This is a genomic window from Streptomyces sp. NPDC059874 (assembly GCF_042731135.1).
Classification (GTDB): domain Bacteria; phylum Actinomycetota; class Actinomycetes; order Streptomycetales; family Streptomycetaceae; genus Streptomyces.
Genome location: NZ_JBHWJY010000125.1, coordinates 1 through 17,745, shown reverse-complemented (window position 1 = coordinate 17,745; position 17,745 = coordinate 1). Strand labels below are relative to the sequence as shown.

Annotated in this window: 18 protein-coding genes; 14 read left to right on the top strand and 4 right to left on the bottom strand. The window is 72.2% G+C overall.

Annotation, left to right across the window (positions count from 1 at the left end):
• Window positions 1-23: 23 nt before the first annotated feature.
• The gene (locus ACFV9H_RS39065) at window positions 24-386 is read right to left on the bottom strand and encodes a DUF1844 domain-containing protein (RefSeq protein WP_376662463.1); all 363 of its coding nucleotides are present in this window, start codon (window positions 384-386) and stop codon (window positions 24-26) included.
• Window positions 387-712: 326 nt separating this feature from the next.
• On the opposite strand from ACFV9H_RS39065, the gene infC reads away from it, so the two are divergent.
• The 9 genes from infC (at window position 713) to ACFV9H_RS39020 (ending at window position 10,855) form a co-directional block, all read left to right on the top strand.
• Window positions 713-1,435, top strand: coding sequence for a translation initiation factor IF-3 (gene infC, locus ACFV9H_RS39060; RefSeq protein ID WP_385408333.1), 723 nt, complete (start codon window positions 713-715; stop codon window positions 1,433-1,435).
• Between the two features lie 106 nt (window positions 1,436-1,541).
• Window positions 1,542-1,736 (top strand): 50S ribosomal protein L35, encoded by a 195-nt coding sequence (gene rpmI / locus ACFV9H_RS39055; RefSeq protein ID WP_385408331.1) that lies wholly within the window; start codon window positions 1,542-1,544, stop codon window positions 1,734-1,736.
• Window positions 1,737-1,839: 103 nt separating this feature from the next.
• Entirely contained in the window at window positions 1,840-2,226 is a 387-nt protein-coding gene (rplT, locus tag ACFV9H_RS39050) for a 50S ribosomal protein L20 (protein ID WP_030157251.1), read from the top strand.
• A gap of 127 nt (window positions 2,227-2,353) precedes the next feature.
• Window positions 2,354-3,214 (top strand): TrmH family RNA methyltransferase, encoded by an 861-nt coding sequence (locus tag ACFV9H_RS39045; RefSeq protein WP_385408329.1) that lies wholly within the window; start codon window positions 2,354-2,356, stop codon window positions 3,212-3,214.
• 55 nt (window positions 3,215-3,269) lie between these two features.
• A complete protein-coding gene (locus ACFV9H_RS39040; RefSeq protein ID WP_385408327.1) occupies window positions 3,270-4,523 on the top strand; it encodes an ATP-binding protein in 1,254 nt (417 codons plus the stop codon).
• A gap of 150 nt (window positions 4,524-4,673) precedes the next feature.
• Window positions 4,674-5,801 carry a phenylalanine--tRNA ligase subunit alpha gene (pheS, locus tag ACFV9H_RS39035; protein WP_385408325.1) on the top strand — a complete coding sequence of 376 codons (1,128 nt, stop codon included), beginning with the start codon at window positions 4,674-4,676 and terminating at the stop codon, window positions 5,799-5,801.
• Window positions 5,801-8,329 carry a phenylalanine--tRNA ligase subunit beta gene (gene pheT, locus ACFV9H_RS39030; protein WP_385408323.1) on the top strand — a complete coding sequence of 843 codons (2,529 nt, stop codon included), beginning with the start codon at window positions 5,801-5,803 and terminating at the stop codon, window positions 8,327-8,329. Before pheS ends, pheT begins: the two co-directional genes overlap by 1 nt.
• Window positions 8,330-8,921: 592 nt before the next feature.
• The gene (locus ACFV9H_RS39025; protein WP_385408321.1) at window positions 8,922-10,262 is read left to right on the top strand and encodes a transcriptional regulator; all 1,341 of its coding nucleotides are present in this window, start codon (window positions 8,922-8,924) and stop codon (window positions 10,260-10,262) included.
• 53 nt (window positions 10,263-10,315) lie between these two features.
• Window positions 10,316-10,855, top strand: a complete 540-nt coding sequence (locus tag ACFV9H_RS39020; RefSeq protein ID WP_385408319.1) for an NUDIX hydrolase — start codon at window positions 10,316-10,318, stop codon at window positions 10,853-10,855.
• A 22-nt stretch (window positions 10,856-10,877) separates the two neighbouring features.
• On the opposite strand, the gene ACFV9H_RS39015 is transcribed toward ACFV9H_RS39020, so the two are convergent.
• Window positions 10,878-11,771: a 3-hydroxybutyryl-CoA dehydrogenase gene (locus ACFV9H_RS39015; RefSeq protein WP_385408317.1), complete on the bottom strand. Its 894-nt coding sequence runs from the start codon at window positions 11,769-11,771 to the stop codon at window positions 10,878-10,880.
• A 139-nt stretch (window positions 11,772-11,910) separates the two neighbouring features.
• On the opposite strand from ACFV9H_RS39015, the gene ACFV9H_RS39010 reads away from it, so the two are divergent.
• Window positions 11,911-13,173 (top strand): glycoside hydrolase family 10 protein, encoded by a 1,263-nt coding sequence (locus tag ACFV9H_RS39010; RefSeq protein ID WP_385408315.1) that lies wholly within the window; start codon window positions 11,911-11,913, stop codon window positions 13,171-13,173.
• Between the two features lies 1 nt (window position 13,174).
• Here the strand turns inward: ACFV9H_RS39010 and ACFV9H_RS39005 are convergent, their stop codons facing one another.
• Both ACFV9H_RS39005 and ACFV9H_RS39000 read right to left on the bottom strand, forming a co-directional pair.
• Window positions 13,175-13,372 (bottom strand): DUF1918 domain-containing protein, encoded by a 198-nt coding sequence (locus ACFV9H_RS39005; RefSeq protein WP_376659210.1) that lies wholly within the window; start codon window positions 13,370-13,372, stop codon window positions 13,175-13,177.
• Between the two features lie 57 nt (window positions 13,373-13,429).
• Complete coding sequence (locus tag ACFV9H_RS39000; protein WP_385408313.1) at window positions 13,430-14,347, bottom strand: DMT family transporter; 918 nt, start codon at window positions 14,345-14,347, stop codon at window positions 13,430-13,432.
• Between ACFV9H_RS39000 and ACFV9H_RS38995 the strand changes: the two genes are divergently transcribed.
• From ACFV9H_RS38995 to ACFV9H_RS38980, 4 genes are read left to right on the top strand one after another with little or no spacing between them, the layout of a single operon-like run.
• A complete protein-coding gene (locus tag ACFV9H_RS38995) occupies window positions 14,346-15,791 on the top strand; it encodes a PLP-dependent aminotransferase family protein (protein ID WP_385408311.1) in 1,446 nt (481 codons plus the stop codon). The genes ACFV9H_RS39000 and ACFV9H_RS38995 overlap by 2 nt on opposite strands.
• Window positions 15,792-15,822: 31 nt before the next feature.
• The gene (locus ACFV9H_RS38990) at window positions 15,823-16,398 is read left to right on the top strand and encodes a histidine phosphatase family protein (protein WP_385408309.1); all 576 of its coding nucleotides are present in this window, start codon (window positions 15,823-15,825) and stop codon (window positions 16,396-16,398) included.
• A 40-nt stretch (window positions 16,399-16,438) separates the two neighbouring features.
• Window positions 16,439-17,188 (top strand): N-acetyltransferase, encoded by a 750-nt coding sequence (locus tag ACFV9H_RS38985; RefSeq protein ID WP_385408307.1) that lies wholly within the window; start codon window positions 16,439-16,441, stop codon window positions 17,186-17,188.
• A 58-nt stretch (window positions 17,189-17,246) separates the two neighbouring features.
• Window positions 17,247-17,645: a hypothetical protein gene (locus ACFV9H_RS38980; RefSeq protein ID WP_385408305.1), complete on the top strand. Its 399-nt coding sequence runs from the start codon at window positions 17,247-17,249 to the stop codon at window positions 17,643-17,645.
• Window positions 17,646-17,745: the final 100 nt, after the last annotated feature.

Below are 17,745 nucleotides of genomic sequence, written 5' to 3'. Positions count from 1 at the left end.
GCCCCTTCCGGGTACGGGTGGGATCAGGCGTAGACGGGACCGGTGAACTTCTCGCCCGGGCCCTGGCCCGGCTCGTCCGGGACGATCGAGGCCTCGCGGAAGGCGAGCTGGAGGGACTTCAGGCCGTCGCGCAGCGGCGCGGCGTGGAAGGAGCTGATCTCGGTGGCGCTGGCGGTCACCAGACCGGCCAGGGCGTTGATCAGCTTGCGGGCCTCGTCGAGGTCCTTGTGCTCGGAGTCCGGCTTGTCCAGGCCCAGATTGACCGCCGCGGCGCTCAGCAGGTGCACGGCCACCGTGGTGATGACCTCGACGGCCGGTACTTCCGCGATGTCGCGGGTCATGTCGTCGTAATCGGGCGTGGAAGCGGAGGGCGTCGCGTCAGTCATGCGGACCACGATAGGCCGTCGAGCGGGCGGTCACGCGCGGTGCTAGTATGTACTTCGACCGGCCGGACACCTGCGTGCCCGGCCCACAAGTGGAGGCTCCGATTCTCCCACCTGACCACCCTCCGGGGAGGCAGGTCACCGGTCAGGCGGCATCCATCGTTCCGTACGGACGATGGAAAGCTGCCCGAGTCTGCGCCCCGCGGTTCGCACGCGTCGGTGCTCCGGTTGTTTTGGAGCCCCTGCCTGTGCCCGGCGGGGCTTTTTTGATTCTCCCGCTGCGGTCGGTCTGACGGAAATACACGTCAGCGGCTGTCTGCCAGGCAGCCGTGTGGTGCTACCGAGGAGGATCCATCAGCACCGAGCCCCGCATCAACGACCGGATTCGCGTTCCCGAGGTTCGACTCGTCGGTCCCAGCGGCGAGCAGGTCGGCATCGTGCCGCTTGCCAAGGCGCTTGAACTCGCACAGGAGTACGACCTCGACCTGGTCGAGGTAGCGGCCTCCGCACGCCCGCCGGTCTGCAAGCTCATGGACTACGGCAAGTTCAAGTACGAGTCGGCCATGAAGGCCCGTGAGGCGCGCAAGAACCAGGCGCACACGGTCATCAAGGAAATGAAGCTCCGGCCGAAGATCGACCCGCACGACTATGACACCAAGAAGGGTCACGTCGTTCGGTTCCTCAAGCAGGGCGACAAGGTCAAGATCACGATCATGTTCCGTGGTCGCGAGCAGTCCCGGCCGGAACTCGGCTACCGACTGCTGCAGCGTCTCGCTTCGGACGTCGAGGAGCTCGGCTTCATCGAGTCGAACCCGAAGCAGGACGGCCGAAACATGATCATGGTTCTCGGTCCGCACAAGAAGAAGACCGAGGCCATGGCCGAAGCCCGCGAGGCGCAGGCCGCCCGCAAGGCCGAGCGCCAGGGTGTCGCCGCCACGGACGAGGAGGCTCCTTCCGAGGAGGCCGCCCCGGTCGAGGCGACGAACACCGAGGATGCCGAGGTCACCGAGGTCACCGAGGCCGCCGCCGACGAGGCGAACGCCGAGGCCTGATCCCGAGGCAGCCTGTCTCGGATCACCCGACACAACATGACGCTCCCGCTCGCCGGTCCCACCCGGATCGGCGAGGGAGCGCCACCGACGAGGAGATAACGGCGCTATGCCGAAGAACAAGACGCACAGCGGTACCAAGAAGCGCTTCAAGGTCACCGGCTCCGGCAAGGTGCTCCGCGAGCGCGCCGGCAAGCGCCACCTGCTCGAGCACAAGTCGTCCCGCATCACCCGCCGCCTCACCGGCACCGCGGAGATGGCCCCCGGCGACGCCGCGAAGATCAAGAAGCTTCTCGGCAAGTGATGTTCTCCGCTCCCGTGCCGGGAGCGGATGAGCGTCAGGACCGGGACCCCATCGAATTCGGGCCGTGTGAAGACACCCACGGCCCCGCTACAAGGAGTAAAAAGTGGCACGCGTCAAGCGGGCAGTAAACGCCCACAAGAAGCGCCGGGCGATCCTCGAGGCGGCCTCCGGCTACCGCGGTCAGCGTTCGCGCCTGTACCGCAAGGCCAAGGAGCAGGTCACCCACTCGCTGGTCTACAACTTCAACGACCGCAAGAAGCGCAAGGGCGACTTCCGTCAGCTGTGGATCCAGCGCATCAACGCCGCTGCCCGCCAGAACGGCATGACGTACAACCGCCTCATCCAGGGTCTGAAGGCCGCCAACATCGAGGTGGACCGCAAGATCCTCGCCGAGCTGGCCGTCAACGACGCCAACGCGTTCGCCGCGCTGGTCGAGGTCGCTCAGAAGGCCCTCCCGGCCGACGTCAACGCCCCCAAGGTCGCTGCCTAAGGGCTAGCCGGCCCAGCTACCACGGGGCCGGCCCCCACGGACCCGCAGGCATTCGCCTGCGGGTCCGTGTGCTTTCCCCAGCGGGCTTCCCGCAGCCCCGGAACTTCGAAAGAGAACCGCAGACACCATGGGTCACCCCGACGAGCTGATCTCCCCCCGGTCCCCGAGGGTGGCCGCCGCCCGGCGCCTGGCGCGGCGCAACTTCCGCACCAAGGAGCGCCGGTTCATCGCCGAGGGCCCCCAGGCGGTCCGCGAGGCCGTCGAGCACCGCGGAGCCGAGGGCGCGTCGACCCTGATCGAGCTGTTCGCCACCGTCGAGGCCGCCGAGCGGTACGCGGACATCGTCGAAGCCGCCGTGCTGGCCGGGGCGCGCGTGCACTACGCCTCCGACGAGGTGCTCGCCGAGGTCTCGCAGACCGTCACCCCGCAGGGCCTCGTCGGCGTCTGCCACTTCCTCGACTCGCCCTTCGAGGACATCCTCAAGGCGCGGCCCAGGCTGGTCGCCGTCCTCGCGCACGTCCGCGACCCCGGCAACGCCGGTACGGTGCTGCGCTGCGCGGACGCCGCAGGCGCCGACGCCGTCGTACTGACCGACGCCTCCGTGGACCTGTACAACCCCAAGTCCGTACGGGCCTCCGTGGGATCCCTCTTCCACCTGCCGGTGGCGGTCGGCGTCCCGGTGGAGCAGGCCGTCGAGGGCCTGCGCGCGGCGGGCGTACGGATCCTCGCGGCCGACGGGGCCGGTGAGGACGACCTGGACGCCGAACTGGACGCGGGCACCATGGGCACCCCCTCGGCCTGGGTCTTCGGCAACGAGGCGTGGGGGCTGCCGGAGGAGACGCGGGCGCTCGCGGACGCCGTCGTACGGGTCCCGATCCACGGCAAGGCGGAGAGCCTGAACCTCGCGACGGCCGCCGCCGTGTGCCTGTACGCGTCGGCGCGTGCACAGCGGGCGCCCGGAGGGTGCCGCTCCGTGACCCCCAGCTAGTAATGTGGCGGCCCGGGGGCCCACTGCGCTACTCGGAGATGTGGGGTACGGGGACATGACCGTCGGTACGAACAGCTCACCGGGGGCCGCCGGAGCCGCTGCCGCGGCCGAGGAAGGCTTCCGGGGCACCCCCGAACCCCGAGGTCCCGGCCGGGCCGGCGGCGAACCCGCGCAGGACCGCGCGAGCGGGCAGCCCGCCGCCCACACCGGCGTCCCCCCGCGGGCCACCGGCCCGGACTCCCCGGGCGTCGCCCCCGGCGAGGCGGCCGTTTTCGGGCTCGACCCCGACGAGCTTCCCGACGGGCTCGTCGTCGCCGACGACACGGGCCGCGTGATCTGCTTCAACCGGGCTGCCGTCCGCATCACCGCCATCGCGGCCCACGAGGCCCTCGGCGCCCGCATCGACCGGGTGCTCCCGCTGGAGGACCTCGAAGGCCGCCGCTGGTGGACGCTGACCGACCCGTACGGGGGCCTGGCCACCCGCCGCGGCCAGCCCGAGCGGAACCTGCTGCTCCCCGGCGGCCGCGAGGTGCTCGTATCCGCCGGCTACGTCCGCACGCACCCCACGGGCCCGCTGCGCCGCCTCGTCGTCACCCTGCGCGGCACCGAGGCCCGCCGCCGCACCGAGCGCAGCCACGCCGAGCTGATCGCCACCGTCGCCCACGAGCTGCGCTCCCCACTGACCTCCGTCAAGGGCTTCACGGCGACCCTGCTCGCCAAGTGGGAGCGTTTCACCGACGACCAGAAACGGCTGATGCTGGAGACCGTCGACGCCGACGCGAACCGCGTCACCCGGCTGATCGCCGAGCTCCTCGACATCTCCCGGATCGACTCCGGCCGGCTGGAGGTCCGCCGCCAGCCGGTGGACATCGCCACCGCCGTCGGTCGCCACGTGCAGGCGCTGACCGCCAACGGACAGGCACCCGAGAGGTTCCTCGTGAGCGTCAGCCGCCCGCTCCCCGACCTGTGGGCCGACCCGGACAAGATCGATCAGATCCTCGGCAACCTCCTCGAAAATGCGGTGCGGCACGGAGAAGGAACGGTCACCATCGACGTAACGCCGCATGAGAAGGGAACCGCCGTCACCGTGACCGACGAAGGCCCCGGGATCCCCGAGGAGTCGATGAGCCGCGTCTTCACCCGTTTCTGGCGGGGAAGCAAGCGCGGCGGCACCGGCCTGGGCCTGTACATCGTCAAGGGAATCGTGGAGGCCCACGGCGGCACCATCACGGTCGGCCGCGGCCCCGGCGGCGGCGCCGAATTCCGATTTATCCTGCCCGTGAGCGCCCCCGCGTACCTCACGCAGTAGCCCTGCGGAGAGTCTCGGCCGGCGGCCCACGGGCTCCTTCACCCCCAGCGACCTTTAGACTCGTCCTTGGCACCTTTGTGTCTCTGTGTCGATCGGTCTGATCGTGCCGTACGGGGACCCACCAGCCAGCCATCGGAAGTACGGGAAGAGATGTCGGCACCGAACAAGTCGTACGACCCTGTCGAGGTCGAGGCACTGAAACCGGAAGAGATCGAGCGCATGCGGGACGAGGCGCTCGCCGCCTTCGCGTCCGCCGGCGACCTCGACGCGCTGCGTGAGGCGAAGACCGCGCACATGGGCGACCGCTCGCCCCTGGCGCTCGCCAACCGCGAGATCGGCGCCCTGCCGCCGCAGGCCAAGGCCGAGGTGGGCAAGCGCATGGGCATGGCCCGCGGCGCCGTGAACAAGGCCTTCGGGGCCCGCATGGTCGCGCTCGAAGCCGAGCGCGACGAGCGGGTGCTGGTCGAGGAGGCGGTGGACGTCACGCTGCCCTACGACCGTGTCCCCGCCGGCGCCCGGCACCCCCTGACCACGCTGATGGACCGCATCGCGGACATCTTCGTGGGCATGGGGTACGAGGTCGCGGAGGGACCCGAGGTCGAGGCGGAGTGGTTCAACTTCGACGCCCTCAACTTCACTCCCGACCACCCGGCACGCCAGATGCAGGACACCTTCTTCGTCAAGGGGCCGGAAGGCACCGAGGGCGACGAGTCGGGCGTCGTGCTGCGCACCCACACCTCTCCGGTGCAGGCGCGCTCGCTGCTGGAGCGCAAGCCCCCCGTCTACATCGTCTGCCCGGGCCGCGTGTACCGCACCGACGAGCTCGACGCGACGCACACCCCGGTCTTCCACCAGGTCGAGCTGCTCGCCGTGGACGAGGGCCTGACCATGGCGGACCTCAAGGGCACCATGGACCACATGGTCCAGGAGCTGTTCGGCGAGGGCACCACCACGCGCCTGCGCCCGCACTTCTTCCCCTTCACCGAGCCGTCCGCCGAGATGGACATGCAGTGCTACGTGTGCCGCGGCGAGTCGGTGGGCAACCCCGACCGCCCGTGCCGTACCTGCTCCAGCGAGGGCTGGATCGAGCTCGGCGGCTGCGGCATGGTCAACCCCAAGGTGCTCATCGCCTGCGGTGTGGACCCCGAGAAGTACAGCGGGTTCGCCTTCGGGTTCGGTATCGAGCGGATGCTGATGTTCCGCCACAACGTCGAAGACATGCGAGACATGGTCGAGGGTGACGTTCGTTTCACCCGGCCGTTCGGGAGTGAGATCTGATGCGCGTCCCGCTTTCCTGGCTGCGGGAGTACGTCGACCTCCCCGCGGGTGAAACCGGCCGCGACGTGGCGGCCAAGCTGGTCGACGCCGGCCTCGAGGTCGAGACCGTCGAGCAGCTCGGCGCCGGCCTGAAGGGCCCGCTCGTCGTCGGTCAGGTGCTGACCATCGAGGAGCTCGAAGGCTTCCGCAAGCCGATCCGCTTCTGCACGGTCGACGTCGGCCAGGCCAACGGCACCGGCCTTCCGCAGGAGATCGTCTGCGGCGCCCGGAACTTCACCGTCGGCGACAAGGTCGTCGTGGTCCTGCCCGGCGCCGTGCTGCCCGGCGACTTCGCGATCGCCTCGCGCGAGACGTACGGCCGCACCTCGCACGGCATGATCTGCTCCGGCGACGAGCTGGGCATGGGCGACGACGGCACGCACGGCATCATCGTGCTGCCGCACGAGCACGAGGTCGGCACCGACGCGATCGAGCTGCTCCAGCTCGTCGACGAGGTCCTCGACATCGACATCACCCCGGACCGCGGCTACTGCATGTCCATGCGCGGTGTCGCCCGTGAGGCGGCGACCGCGTACGGCCTGCCGCTGCGCGACCCGGCGCTGCTCGACGTCCCCGCGCCGAACTCGTACGGCTACCCGGTGAAGATCGACGACCCGGCCGGCTGCGACCGCTTCACCGCGCGCACCGTCACCGGTCTCGACCCCGACGCGCGCTCGCCGATCTGGCTGACCCGCCGCCTGCAGAAGGCGGGCATGCGCCCGATCTCGCTCGCCGTCGACATCACCAACTACGTGATGTTGGAGCTCGGCCAGCCGCTGCACGCCTACGACCGCTCGCGGATCGACGGCACCATCGGCGTCCGCCGCGCCGAGCAGGGCGAGAAGTTCACCACCCTGGACGGGGTCAAGCGCACGCTCGACGCCGAGGACCTGGTGATCATCGACAACAGCGGCCCGATCGGGCTCGCCGGTGTCATGGGCGGCGCCAACACCGAGATCGCCGACTCCGTCACCGACCCCGAGACGGGCGCCGTCACCGGCACCACCGACGTGGTCGTGGAGGCCGCGCACTTCGACTCCGTGTCGATCTCGCGCACCGCCCGCCGTCTGAAGCTGTCCTCCGAGGCGTCCAAGCGCTTCGAGCGGGGCGTCGACCCGCAGGCCGCCGCCGCGGCCGCGCAGCGGACCGTCGACCTGCTCGTGCTGCTCGCGGGCGGCACCGCGGAGGCCGGCGTCACCGAGGTCGCCGCCCACGGCGCCCCGCGCACCATCGCGATGGCCGCGGACCACCCGGACCGGGTCGCGGGCATGGAGTACGGCCGCGAGACCGTCGTGCGCCGCCTCCAGGAGATCGGCTGCGACGTCTACGGCCAGGACGAGCTCGTCGTCACCGTTCCGTCGTGGCGGCCCGACCTCGCCGCGCCCAACGACCTCGCCGAAGAGGTCATCCGGCTGGAGGGCTACGGGAACCTCCCGTCGACCCTCCCGCAGGTGCCCTCCGGCCGCGGTCTGACCGCGCGGCAGCTGCTGCACCGCCGCGTGGGCCGTGCGCTGGCCGGGGCGGGCTACGTCGAGGCGCTGAGCTACCCGTTCGTGGGCGAGGGCGTCTTCGACCAGCTCCAGCTCCCCGCGCACGACGCGAGCCGCCAGGTCGTCAAGCTGGTCAACCCGATCTCCGACGAGGAGCCGGCGCTGCGCACCACGCTGCTGCCGGGTCTGCTCGGCGCGCTGCGCCGCAACGACAGCCGGGGCAGCCACGACCTCGCGCTCTTCGAGACCGGTTCGGTCTTCCGGGCCGCCGCGCAGCCGGGTGTCGCCGTACGGCTGCCCGTCGACCGGCGTCCCACGGACGAGGAGATCGCCACCCTGAACGCGGCCCTGCCCGCGCAGCCGCGGTACGCCGCGGTCGTGCTGGCCGGTGCGCGCGAGCAGGCCGGCTGGTGGGGCAAGGGCCGACCGGCCGACTGGGCGGACGCGGTCCAGGCGGCGCGCGCGCTGGCCGTCGAGGCCGGTGCCGAGCTGGTGGTCCGCCAGGGCCAGTACGGCCCGTGGCACCCGGGCCGGTGCGCGGAGCTGCTGGTCACCCTGGACGGGGTGGAGACGGTCATCGGCCACGCCGGTGAGCTGCACCCGCGCGTGGTCAAGGCGATGGGTCTGCCGGCCCGCACCAGCGCGATGGAGCTCGACCTGGACCGCCTCGCGGCGGCCGGCGGCGAGGCCCTCCAGGCGCCCCGGATCTCCTCCTTCCCGGTGGCGACCCAGGACGTCGCGCTGATCGTGGACGAGTCCGTCCCGGCGTCGTCGGTGGAGGCCGCGCTGCGCAAGGGCGCGGGCGAGCTCCTCGAATCGCTGCGGCTGTTCGACGTGTTCACCGGTGAGCAGGTGGGCGAGGGCAAGAAGTCCCTCGCGTACGCGCTGCGCTTCCGCGCGGCGGACCGCACGCTGACGGCGGAGGAATCCACCGCCGCCCGCGACGCGGCCGTTGCCCTCGCGGGCGAGCGGACCGGGGCGGTGCTGCGGGGCGCGTAGCCGCTGCCGCTGTGCGTTGAGGGGTGTACCTGGTTCGCCGGGTACACCCCTCACCCGTTCCGGTGACCGCCGTGCGCCACTGCGGCGCCGCTGCCGGGGGCCGGCCCCCGGACCCCCGCGCCTCAAACGCCGGCGGGGCTGGATTGGCCGGCGTCAGCAATTGCCCTGCGGGCAATCCAGCTGCGCTTGGCGGACGGCAGCAGCCAAATCCAGCCCCGCCGGCGTTTGAGGCGCGGGGTACGGGGCGGAGCCCCGGATCTTTGAGCCGGGCACGGCGGGCGGCAGCGGCCACGCAGAGGTCCGGCTCCGGACGGGGCTCGGCGACCAACCGCGCACCGGCGGAGCCGGACGGCGCCGCCCGTCTGCCGTGGAGTGTCGGGCAGACAGCAGAACGGGCGGCGCTGTGACGGGTCGTCGCACTGTACGAGGGGGAGCCGACGACCCGAGCTGCCTCTTGGCGAGGCCCTTAAGTGAAGCGCCCCGCGGGGCCCTCACGGCAGAGTGCGTATCGCATTTATGCGCGTACTTGGTTCACACCCCGTGTGAACCCCGCACCCACTAGCCTGGGACCGACGAGCCCCGGGAGCGGCCCATGCAGCCCAATGTCCTGCTCGACGCCCTCCTCGCAGAGGCGGGCATGTCCCATGCCGGACTCGCCGCGTACGTGAACCAGGCGGGCCGCACCCGCGGCCTCGCTCTGCGCTACGAACACACCGCCGTCACCCGGTGGTTGAAGGGCCAGCGCCCCCGCGGCCAGGTCCCCGACCTGATCTGCGAGGTGCTCGGCGGGCGGCTGCGGCGGCCCGTGGGGTTGGACGACATCGGGCTCGGGGTGCCCGGTCAGGCCGCCGCGCCGGGTGCCTCGCCGCTGAGCGGGTTCGTGGACCGGGCGGCCGCCCTGTGGCGGTCCGACGGGCAGGGGCGGCCCCATCTGCTCGCCGCGGAGGCGGTCACCGGGACCCCCGCCGTGATCCCGGTGTGGGAGTGGGAGAACCCGCCCGAGGACGCCGACGTGTCGAGGGACGGGCCCGACCGGATCGGGCCCGAGCACATCGAGATCCTGAAGGCGGCCCGCGCGCACTACGAGTTGATGTACCGGCGGGCCGGCGGGGTGGCCACCCGGGACCGGATCGTGCGCTTCCTCGGCACCGAGACGGCCCCGATGCTGCGCGGGAGCTACTCGGACGCTCTCGGCCGCAAGCTCCACCGGGCCGGCGGGTCCCTCGTGGCGGTCGCGGGGATCTGTGCCTACGACTCGGACGCCCACGGGCTCGCCCAGCGCTACTTCCACCAGGCGCTGCGCCTGTCCAAGGCCAGCGGGGACCGTGGTCTCGGGGCCTACGTCATCGCGCTGATCGTCAACCAGTCCCTGCACCTGCGGGAGTACCGCCAGGCCGTCGCCTTCGCCGAGGCCGCGCTGCGCGCCGCGGGCCGGCACACCACCCCGGCGCTGGCCGCCGACCTGCATGCCATGCAGGCCAAGGCGTACGCCCAACTCGGCGACACCGCGTCGGCATTGGCCTGCATCCGCAGCGCCGAGACCGCCGCCGCGCGGATCCGTCCGGGCAGCGAGCCGGACGAGACCGGCTACGTACAGCCCGGGCTGGTCAACGTACAGGTCGCCGAGGCGCTGCTGAGTCTGGGGGATCTGGCCGCGGCCCACGAGCAGGCCACCGCGGCCGTCGGCACGCCCGCGCACGATCGCGGCCGCGTGCACCGGCTGGCGATGCTGTGCGAGATCCAGCTGCGCCAGGGCGAGGCCGACGGGGCGGTGGCGGCCGCGGTCGAAATGGCCGAACGGGCCAGGGGGATGGAGTCGCTACGGCTGCGCGACCGGTTGCGGGCGGTCCGCGAACAGTTGCTGACCAGTGGTTGTTCGGGCGCGCAGGAGACCGCGGAGCTCATCGACGGGGCGCTGCGCGTTCCCCTGTGACGGCTTGAACTGCTGCCATGTTGCCACCGATCCGAGCGGAAGGTGGCAAGACCGTGCAGTGGACGAACCTGAGTGAGCAGACCGTGTACAAGAACCGCTGGTTCGACGTGAACCTCGCCGACGTGGAACTCCCCGACGGCCGGCACCTGGACCACTTCGTCATCCGGCTGCGTCCGGTGGCCGTCGCCACGGCCGTCAACGAGGCCAACGAGGTGCTGCTGCTGTGGCGGCACCGCTTCATCACCGACAGCTGGGGGTGGGAGCTGCCCGCCGGAGTGGTCGAGGACGGGGAGTCCGTCGAGTCGGCGGCCGCCCGCGAGATGGAGGAGGAGTCGGGCTGGCGGCCCGGCCCGCTCCACCACCTGATGACCGTGGAGCCGTCCAACGGGCTGACCGACGCCCGCCACCACCTGTACTGGGCGGACGGGGCCACGTACGTCGGCCATCCCGAGGACGACTTCGAGTCCTCACGGCGGGAGTGGGTCCCGCTCAAACTCGTGCCCGACATGATCGGACGCGGCGAGATCCCGGCCGCCAACATGGCGGCCGGGCTGCTCCTCCTGCATCACCTCAGGCTGGGTGGCCGTCCCTAGGCCCTGTCGGCCAACGACGGGATCAGCCGTACGGGTAGAAGCCCGAGCCCGTCTTGCGGCCCAGGCGGCCCGCGTCGACCATCCGCTGGAGCAGCGGGGGAGCCGCGTACAGCGGCTCCTTGTACTCCGCGTACATGGAGTCGGCGATGGAGACGATGGTGTCCAGGCCGATCAGGTCGGACAGCTTCAGCGGGCCCATCGGGTGGGCGCAGCCGAGCTCCATGCCGTTGTCGATGTCCTCGCGGCTGGCGATGCCGGACTCGAACATCCGGATCGCCGACAGCAGGTACGGGACGAGGAGCGCGTTGACGACGAAACCGGAACGGTCCTGGGCGCGGACGGCGTGCTTGCCCAGCACGTCCCGCACCAGGGCCTCGGCGCGCTTGATCGTCTCGTCACCCGTGGTCAGCGCGGGGATCAGCTCGACGAGCTTCTGCACCGGGGCCGGGTTGAAGAAGTGGATGCCGATGACCTGGTCGGGCCGCGAGGTCGCGACGGCCAGCTTGACCAGCGGGATCGAGGAGGTGTTGGAGGCCAGGATCGCGTCCGGGCGGGTGATCACCTGGTCGAGGATCTGGAAGATCTCCGTCTTGACCTGCTCGTTCTCGACGACGGCCTCGATGACGAGGTCGCGGTCGGCGAACTCGCCGAGGTCGGTGGTGAAGGTGAGGCGGGCCAAGGTGGCGTCCCGCTCCTCCTCGCTGATCTTGCCGCGTTCGGCGGCCTTGGTCAGGGAGTTGTACAGCCGGGTACGTCCGATCTCCAGGGCCTCGCCCGTGGTCTCGGCGACCTTGACCTCAAGGCCACTGCGGGCGCACACCTCGGCGATACCCGCGCCCATCTGGCCACAGCCCACTACGCCGACTCGTGTGATGTCGGAAGGGAGGTCAGTCACTTCGTGCCTTTCGCTGCTCATCCGTCGGCGGGTCCCCCGTACGATTCCGGCGCCCGCCACGCCCCCCGACGTTACTCCCGACCTTGCGGCGGGCGGCGGGCCGGGGCGGGCATGCTGAGCTGACACGGTCCAATGTCACTCAGTGAAACGGAGCTGTCACATGGCGCGCATCGGTCGACGGGAACTGCTGGCGGGAGCGGCGGGGGTGATCGCGGCGGCCACGGCGGGGCCGGGCACGGCCGCTGCCGCCTCCAGGAGCGCCGCCCCCACGGCAGGTGGGATCCCGGCCCGGGCGCCCGCCGCCGACTTCCGGGGCATGTGGATCGCCTCCGTGGCGAACGTGGACTGGCCCTCGCGGAGCGGGCTGTCCGCCGCGCGGCAGCGGGCCGAGCTGATCACCCTCCTCGACACGGCGGTCAAGCGCCGGCTCAACGCGGTGATCCTCCAGGTCCGGCCCGCCGCCGACGCGCTGTGGCCCTCGCCGCTGGAGCCCTGGTCACAGTGGCTGACCGGGGAGCAGGGCGTCGACCCGGGCTGGGACCCGCTGGGCACGGCCGTGGCCGAGGCGCACGCCCGGGGGCTGGAACTGCACGCCTGGTTCAACCCGTACCGCGTCGCCAACCACACCGACCTCGACCGGCTGGCGCCCGAACACCCGGCCCGGCGCAACGCCGGCTGGACGGTCGAGTACGGCGGCAGGCTCTACTACAACCCGGGTCTGCCCGAGGTGCGGCTCTTCGTGCAGGAGGCCATGCTCGACGCCGTCTCCCGCTATGCGGTCGACGGGGTGCACTGGGACGACTACTTCTACCCCTACCCGGCGGACGGCGAGTACTTCGACGACGACGAGGCGTACGAGCTGCACGGCTCGGCCTTCGCCTCCCGCGCCGCCTGGCGCCGTCACAACGTCGACACCCTGGTCCGTGAGATGTCCGCGCGGGTGCGCGCGCTGCGGCCCGCGGCCCGGTTCGGCATCAGCCCGTTCGCGGTCTGGCGCAACTCCGACGTCGACCCGCTCGGCTCACCGACACGGGCGGGCGTGGCGACGTACGACGACCTGTACGCGGACACCCGCAAGTGGGTGACCGAGCGGTGGGTCGACTACGTCGTGCCCCAGGTGTACTGGCAGATCGGGCACCCGACCGCCGACTACGCGGACCTGGTCCCCTGGTGGGCGCGCACGGTGGCGGGCACGGGCGTGCGGCTCTACGTGGGGGAGGCGCTCTTCCGCTGCGACGAGGACAGCCCCGTCGAGGCGTGGCGCGATCCGCGCGAACTGTCCCGGCACGTCACCTTCGCGCGCAGTCACCCGGAGGTCCGCGGCCACGTCTGGTTCTCCGCCAAACAGGTGGTCGCGGACCCCAACGGGGCGATGGCCAGGGTGGTCGCCGATCACTACCCGACGGCGCTGCCGCCGGCTTGAGTCAGTGCGCGGGCTCCGCCGGGTGCTTCACGACGCAGTCGGGGCCCGGAGACATGACCGCCTCGTGGCCGTCCTGGAAACGGACCCGGTACGGAGGGGTGCCGTTTTCTCCCAGTACCTGAGTGATCTCGCCGATCTTGTCGTGCTGTCCCACGACCCGACCGTGCTGCACCAGCTGGTCGCCCTCGGTCGCTCGCATAACTGACCTCCTCGGTGGCGGTCCGATCCGGTGCTAGCAGTTTAGGTCGACTCGGGGTCATTTGACCCGCTGGGTCACCGCAATGCAGACCAGGACCGCGCAAGCGGCGATCGGGGCGGCCGGCGAAAGGTGCTCGCCGAGCAGGGCGACCGACCAGACCAGCGTCAGCAGTGGCTGCGCGAGCTGGAGCTGGCTGGCGCGCGGGGCGCCGATCTCGGCCATGCCGCGGTACCAGACGTACAGGCCGAGGAAGGTGGAGCCGGCCGCCGCCCAGATCAGCCCCGCCAGGCCCTGCCCGGTCAGGTGTACGGGCTCGTACGCGAGCCCGAGCACGGAACCGGCCAGGCTGAGCGGCAGGCACAGCACCAGTGCCCAGCCGATCACCTGCCAGCCCGGCATCAGCCGCGCGAGGCGCCCGCCCTCGGTGTACCCGGCCGCGCACACCAGCAGCGCGGCGAACAGGTAGGCGTCGCCGGTCGAGAAGGAGCCGCCGCTCTGCGCGAGCGTGAAGCCGAGCACCACCAGGGCCCCGGCGACGGCCGCGATCCAGAAGGCGCGCGAGGGGCGGGCGCCGGTGCGCAGTGCGGACAGCGCGGCGGTGGTCAGCGGCAACAGGCCGACCACGACGGCGGAGTGCGAGGTGGTGGAGGTCTGCAGGGCGAGCGTGGTCAGCATCGGGAAGCCGACCACCACGCCGGCGGCGACGACGGCGAGACCCACCCGGTGCTCGCGGCGGGGGAGCGGTACGCGCAGCGCGAGCAGGAATCCGGCCGCGATGAGCGCCGCGAGCACACTGCGCAGAGAGACCAGCGACCACGGGCCGAAGCTCTTCAGTCCCCACACGGTGGAGGGGAAGGTCAGCGAGAAGGCGAGGATGCCGAGCGAGGCGAGGAGCGTGCCGCGGTTGAGCGATCCAGTGAGGGGGCTCGGAACCGCTATCGGGGTCGGGCGGGTAGCGCTATTGTGTGCTGTCATGAATGAGCGTAGCAGTGTGGTGGAGTTGGCGGATTCACTGAGGTCCGAACTCAACCGCTACTCGGTAGGTGGAAAGCTCCCGTCGAGCCGGGCTCTGGTCGAGCGCTATCGGGTCAGCCCGGTCACCGTCTCGCGGGCGCTCGCGCAGCTCGCCGCCGAGGGCCTCGTCGTCACCCGCCCCGGCTCCGGGGTCTTCCGCGCCCGGCCCCGTACGACGGCACCCGCGGCCGGGGACACCTCCTGGCAGGAGGTCGCCCTCAGCGCGGAAGGGGCCGGGGAGATCGTCCCGCGCTCCGTCGACGCCGGCGGGGTGCTCGTCACGCTGGCCACGCCGCCGACGGGGGTGATCGAGCTCAACGGCGGCTACCTGCACCCCTCCCTGCAGCCCGAGCGGGCCATGGCGGCCGCCCTGGCCCGGGCCGGTCGGCGCCCCGGGGCATGGGGGCGGCCGCCCGTCGAGGGGCTGCCCGAGCTGCGCGACTGGTTCGCCCGGGAGATCGGCGGCGCGGTCGTCGCCGCGGACGTCCTGATCACCGCGGGCGGGCAGAGCGCGCTGGCCACCGCCCTGCGGGCGCTCGCCCCGCCGGGGGCGCCGATCCTGGTGGAGTCGCCGACCTACCCCGGACTGCTGGCCATCGCCCGGGCCTCCGGGTGTCGGCCGGTACCCGTCCCCATGGACGCGGAAGGGGTCCGGCCGGAGCTGCTCGCCGCCGCCTTCCAGGCCACGGGCGCGCGGGTCTTCGTATGCCAGCCGCTGTTCCAGAACCCGACCGGAACCGTGCTGGCCCCCGCGCGGCGGGCCGAGGTGCTGCGCATCGCGCGGGCCGCCGGCGCCTTCGTAGTGGAGGACGACTACGCCCGGTCCCTGGCCCACGAGGACTCCGGGCCGCTGCCCGCGACGCTGGCCGCCGAGGACGCTGACGGTGTGGTGGTGCACGTCCGGTCGCTGACCAAGCCCACCTCGCCCAGCCTGCGGGTGGGCGCCCTCGCGGCCCGCGGCCCGGTCGTGGACCGGCTGCGCGCCATCCAGGTCGTGGACAGCTTCTTCGTGGCCCGGCCGCTGCAGGAGGCCGCCCTGGAGCTGGTGGGCGCGCCCGCCTGGCCGCGCCACCTGCGCACCGTCTCCGCCGAGCTGCGCCACCGGCGGGACGTGCTCGCGGGGGCCCTGCGGCGGGAGCTGCCCGGGCTGGCGCTGCCGCACCTGCCGTCCGGCGGATACCAGTTGTGGGTGCGGCCGGCCGAGGGGGGCGACGACACCGCCTTCGTCGCGGCGGCCCTGCGTGCGGGGGTCGCAGTGGCCCCGGGGCGCCCGTACTTCTGCGCGGAACCGCCCGGTCCGTACGTCCGGCTGAGCTTCGCCGGGGTATCGGGACCGGGGGAACTGGTCGAGGCGGTGCGGCGGCTGCGCGCCGCGCTGCCGGGTGGGGTCGGTCCAGACGCTTGACCCCGTGCGGCGCGCGGCTCACCATCGCCGCATGCATGTTCGGGTTTCGCTCGTTGCCGCAGCCCGTAGTTCCTCGCTGCTCGCCGAGCGCTTCGACGACGACCGCCCGCTCGACGGGCCCGGATGGCATGCCGTGGAGACGGCCGCGCCCGGGCTCGCCGGACTGGGCGCGGCCGAGCTGCGCTACTGCTCGCCGACCCCGCGCAGCAGGGCCACCGGCCAGGCCCTGGGGTACGCGCCGCTCGCCCAGCCGGCGCTGCGCGACTGCGACATGGGCCGTTGGCGGGGGCTGACCCTGGCCGAGGTGACCGCGCGGGAGCCCGGGGCGGTGGACCTCTGGCTCACCGACCCGCGGGCCGCACCGCACGGCGGGGAGTCCCTGCTGGCCTTCATCTCCCGGATCGGCGGCTGGCTCGACACCCGGCCGGCGGACGACGGCGGCGCGATCGTGGCCGTCGCGGAGCCCGCGGTGGTCCGGGCCGCCTTGGTCTACGCGCTGAAGGCGCCCCCGCTGACGTACTGGAACGTGGACGTCCGCCCGCTGTCCACGGTGACCCTCACGGGCTGGTCCGGCCACTGGCACCTCTCGCTCCAGGCCCCCGTCTAAAACGGTTGAGGCCGGACGGAGGGCGACCTAGCCTGCCCGGATGAGCGGCATCGAGATCACCACCCTGGCGGAGCGCCCCGAACTGGCGGGTCGGCTCTGGGACATGACGGACTCCTGGCCGGAGTTCGCCCAGCACGACGCGCTGGCCTGGCTGCTGTACCCGCGGATGGTCGCCGAGTTCCCGGAGTACGTTCTGATCGCCACCGACGGCGACACGGTGGTCGCCCGGGGCTTCAGCCTGCCCTTCGCGCAGCACGCGCCGGGCCGCGACGGGGTGCTGCCCGCCCAGGGCTGGGACCGGATCCTGATGTGGGCCTTCTCCGACCGGCGGCGCGGGGTCGAGCCCGACACGGTGAGCGCGATCGAGATCAGCGTGGCCACCGACCGGCAGGGCGAGGGGCTGTCCGGCCGGATGCTCGCCGCGATGCGCGAGAACGCCCGCGTCCGCGGCTTCGCCGAGGCGGTGGCTCCCGTCCGGCCGAGCGGGAAGCCCGCCGAGCCGGAGACCTCGATCCACGAGTACGCGTACCGGACCCGCGAGGACGGCCTGCCGCACGACCCCTGGCTGCGCGTGCACGTCCGGGCGGGCGGGGTCGTCGACTCCGTGGCCCCGCTGTCGATGACGATCAACGGCTCGATCGAACAGTGGCGGGAGTGGACCGGCCTGCCCTTCGACAAGGAAGGCCCGGTCCTCGTCCCCGGCGCCCTCGCCCCCGTGCACTGCGTACCGGAGCAGGGGTACGCGGTCTACGTCGAGCCGAACGTGTGGGTACGGCACCCCCTGAGCTAGGGCGCGACCGGCTGCGGTAGCTTGAACACGTTCAAGCCATCGGATCGGGGGGCGGGTCGTGGAGACCAGTGTGCGCGCGGGCATTCATCCGTGGCAGTTCGGCCTGGTGGTGTGCGCCGCGGTCACGCCCCTGGTGCCGCTGATCCTGTGGGCGGGAGAGGGCATCCACGGCACCCTCCCCTTCGCCTTCACGACCGCCGCCGTGGTCGCCGTACCGCTCTGCTTCCACGCCCGGCCGGTCGGCTTCGGCCGCGCCGCGGGGACCGTCGCGGCGCTGCTGGTGCCGTGGGCGTTCATCGGCGCCATGGCCGGGATGTTCCTCTTCTTCCCTTCGGTGCTCCAGCTGCTGCTGGCCGCCGGAGCGGACCCGCGCCGCCGCCCGACCGCCGCCAAGGTGATGGGCGGCGCGGGTCTCCTGATGTCGGTGCCGGTGGTGACGCTGGCCCTGAGGACGTGAGCCGGCCTAGGCCCTGTCGTCAAATTCGCGTCTGCCCCGCGGCGCCTGGCACGCACTCTCGCCGCACCGGGCGAAAGCCCAAGTACGTCCAGTACAAGGG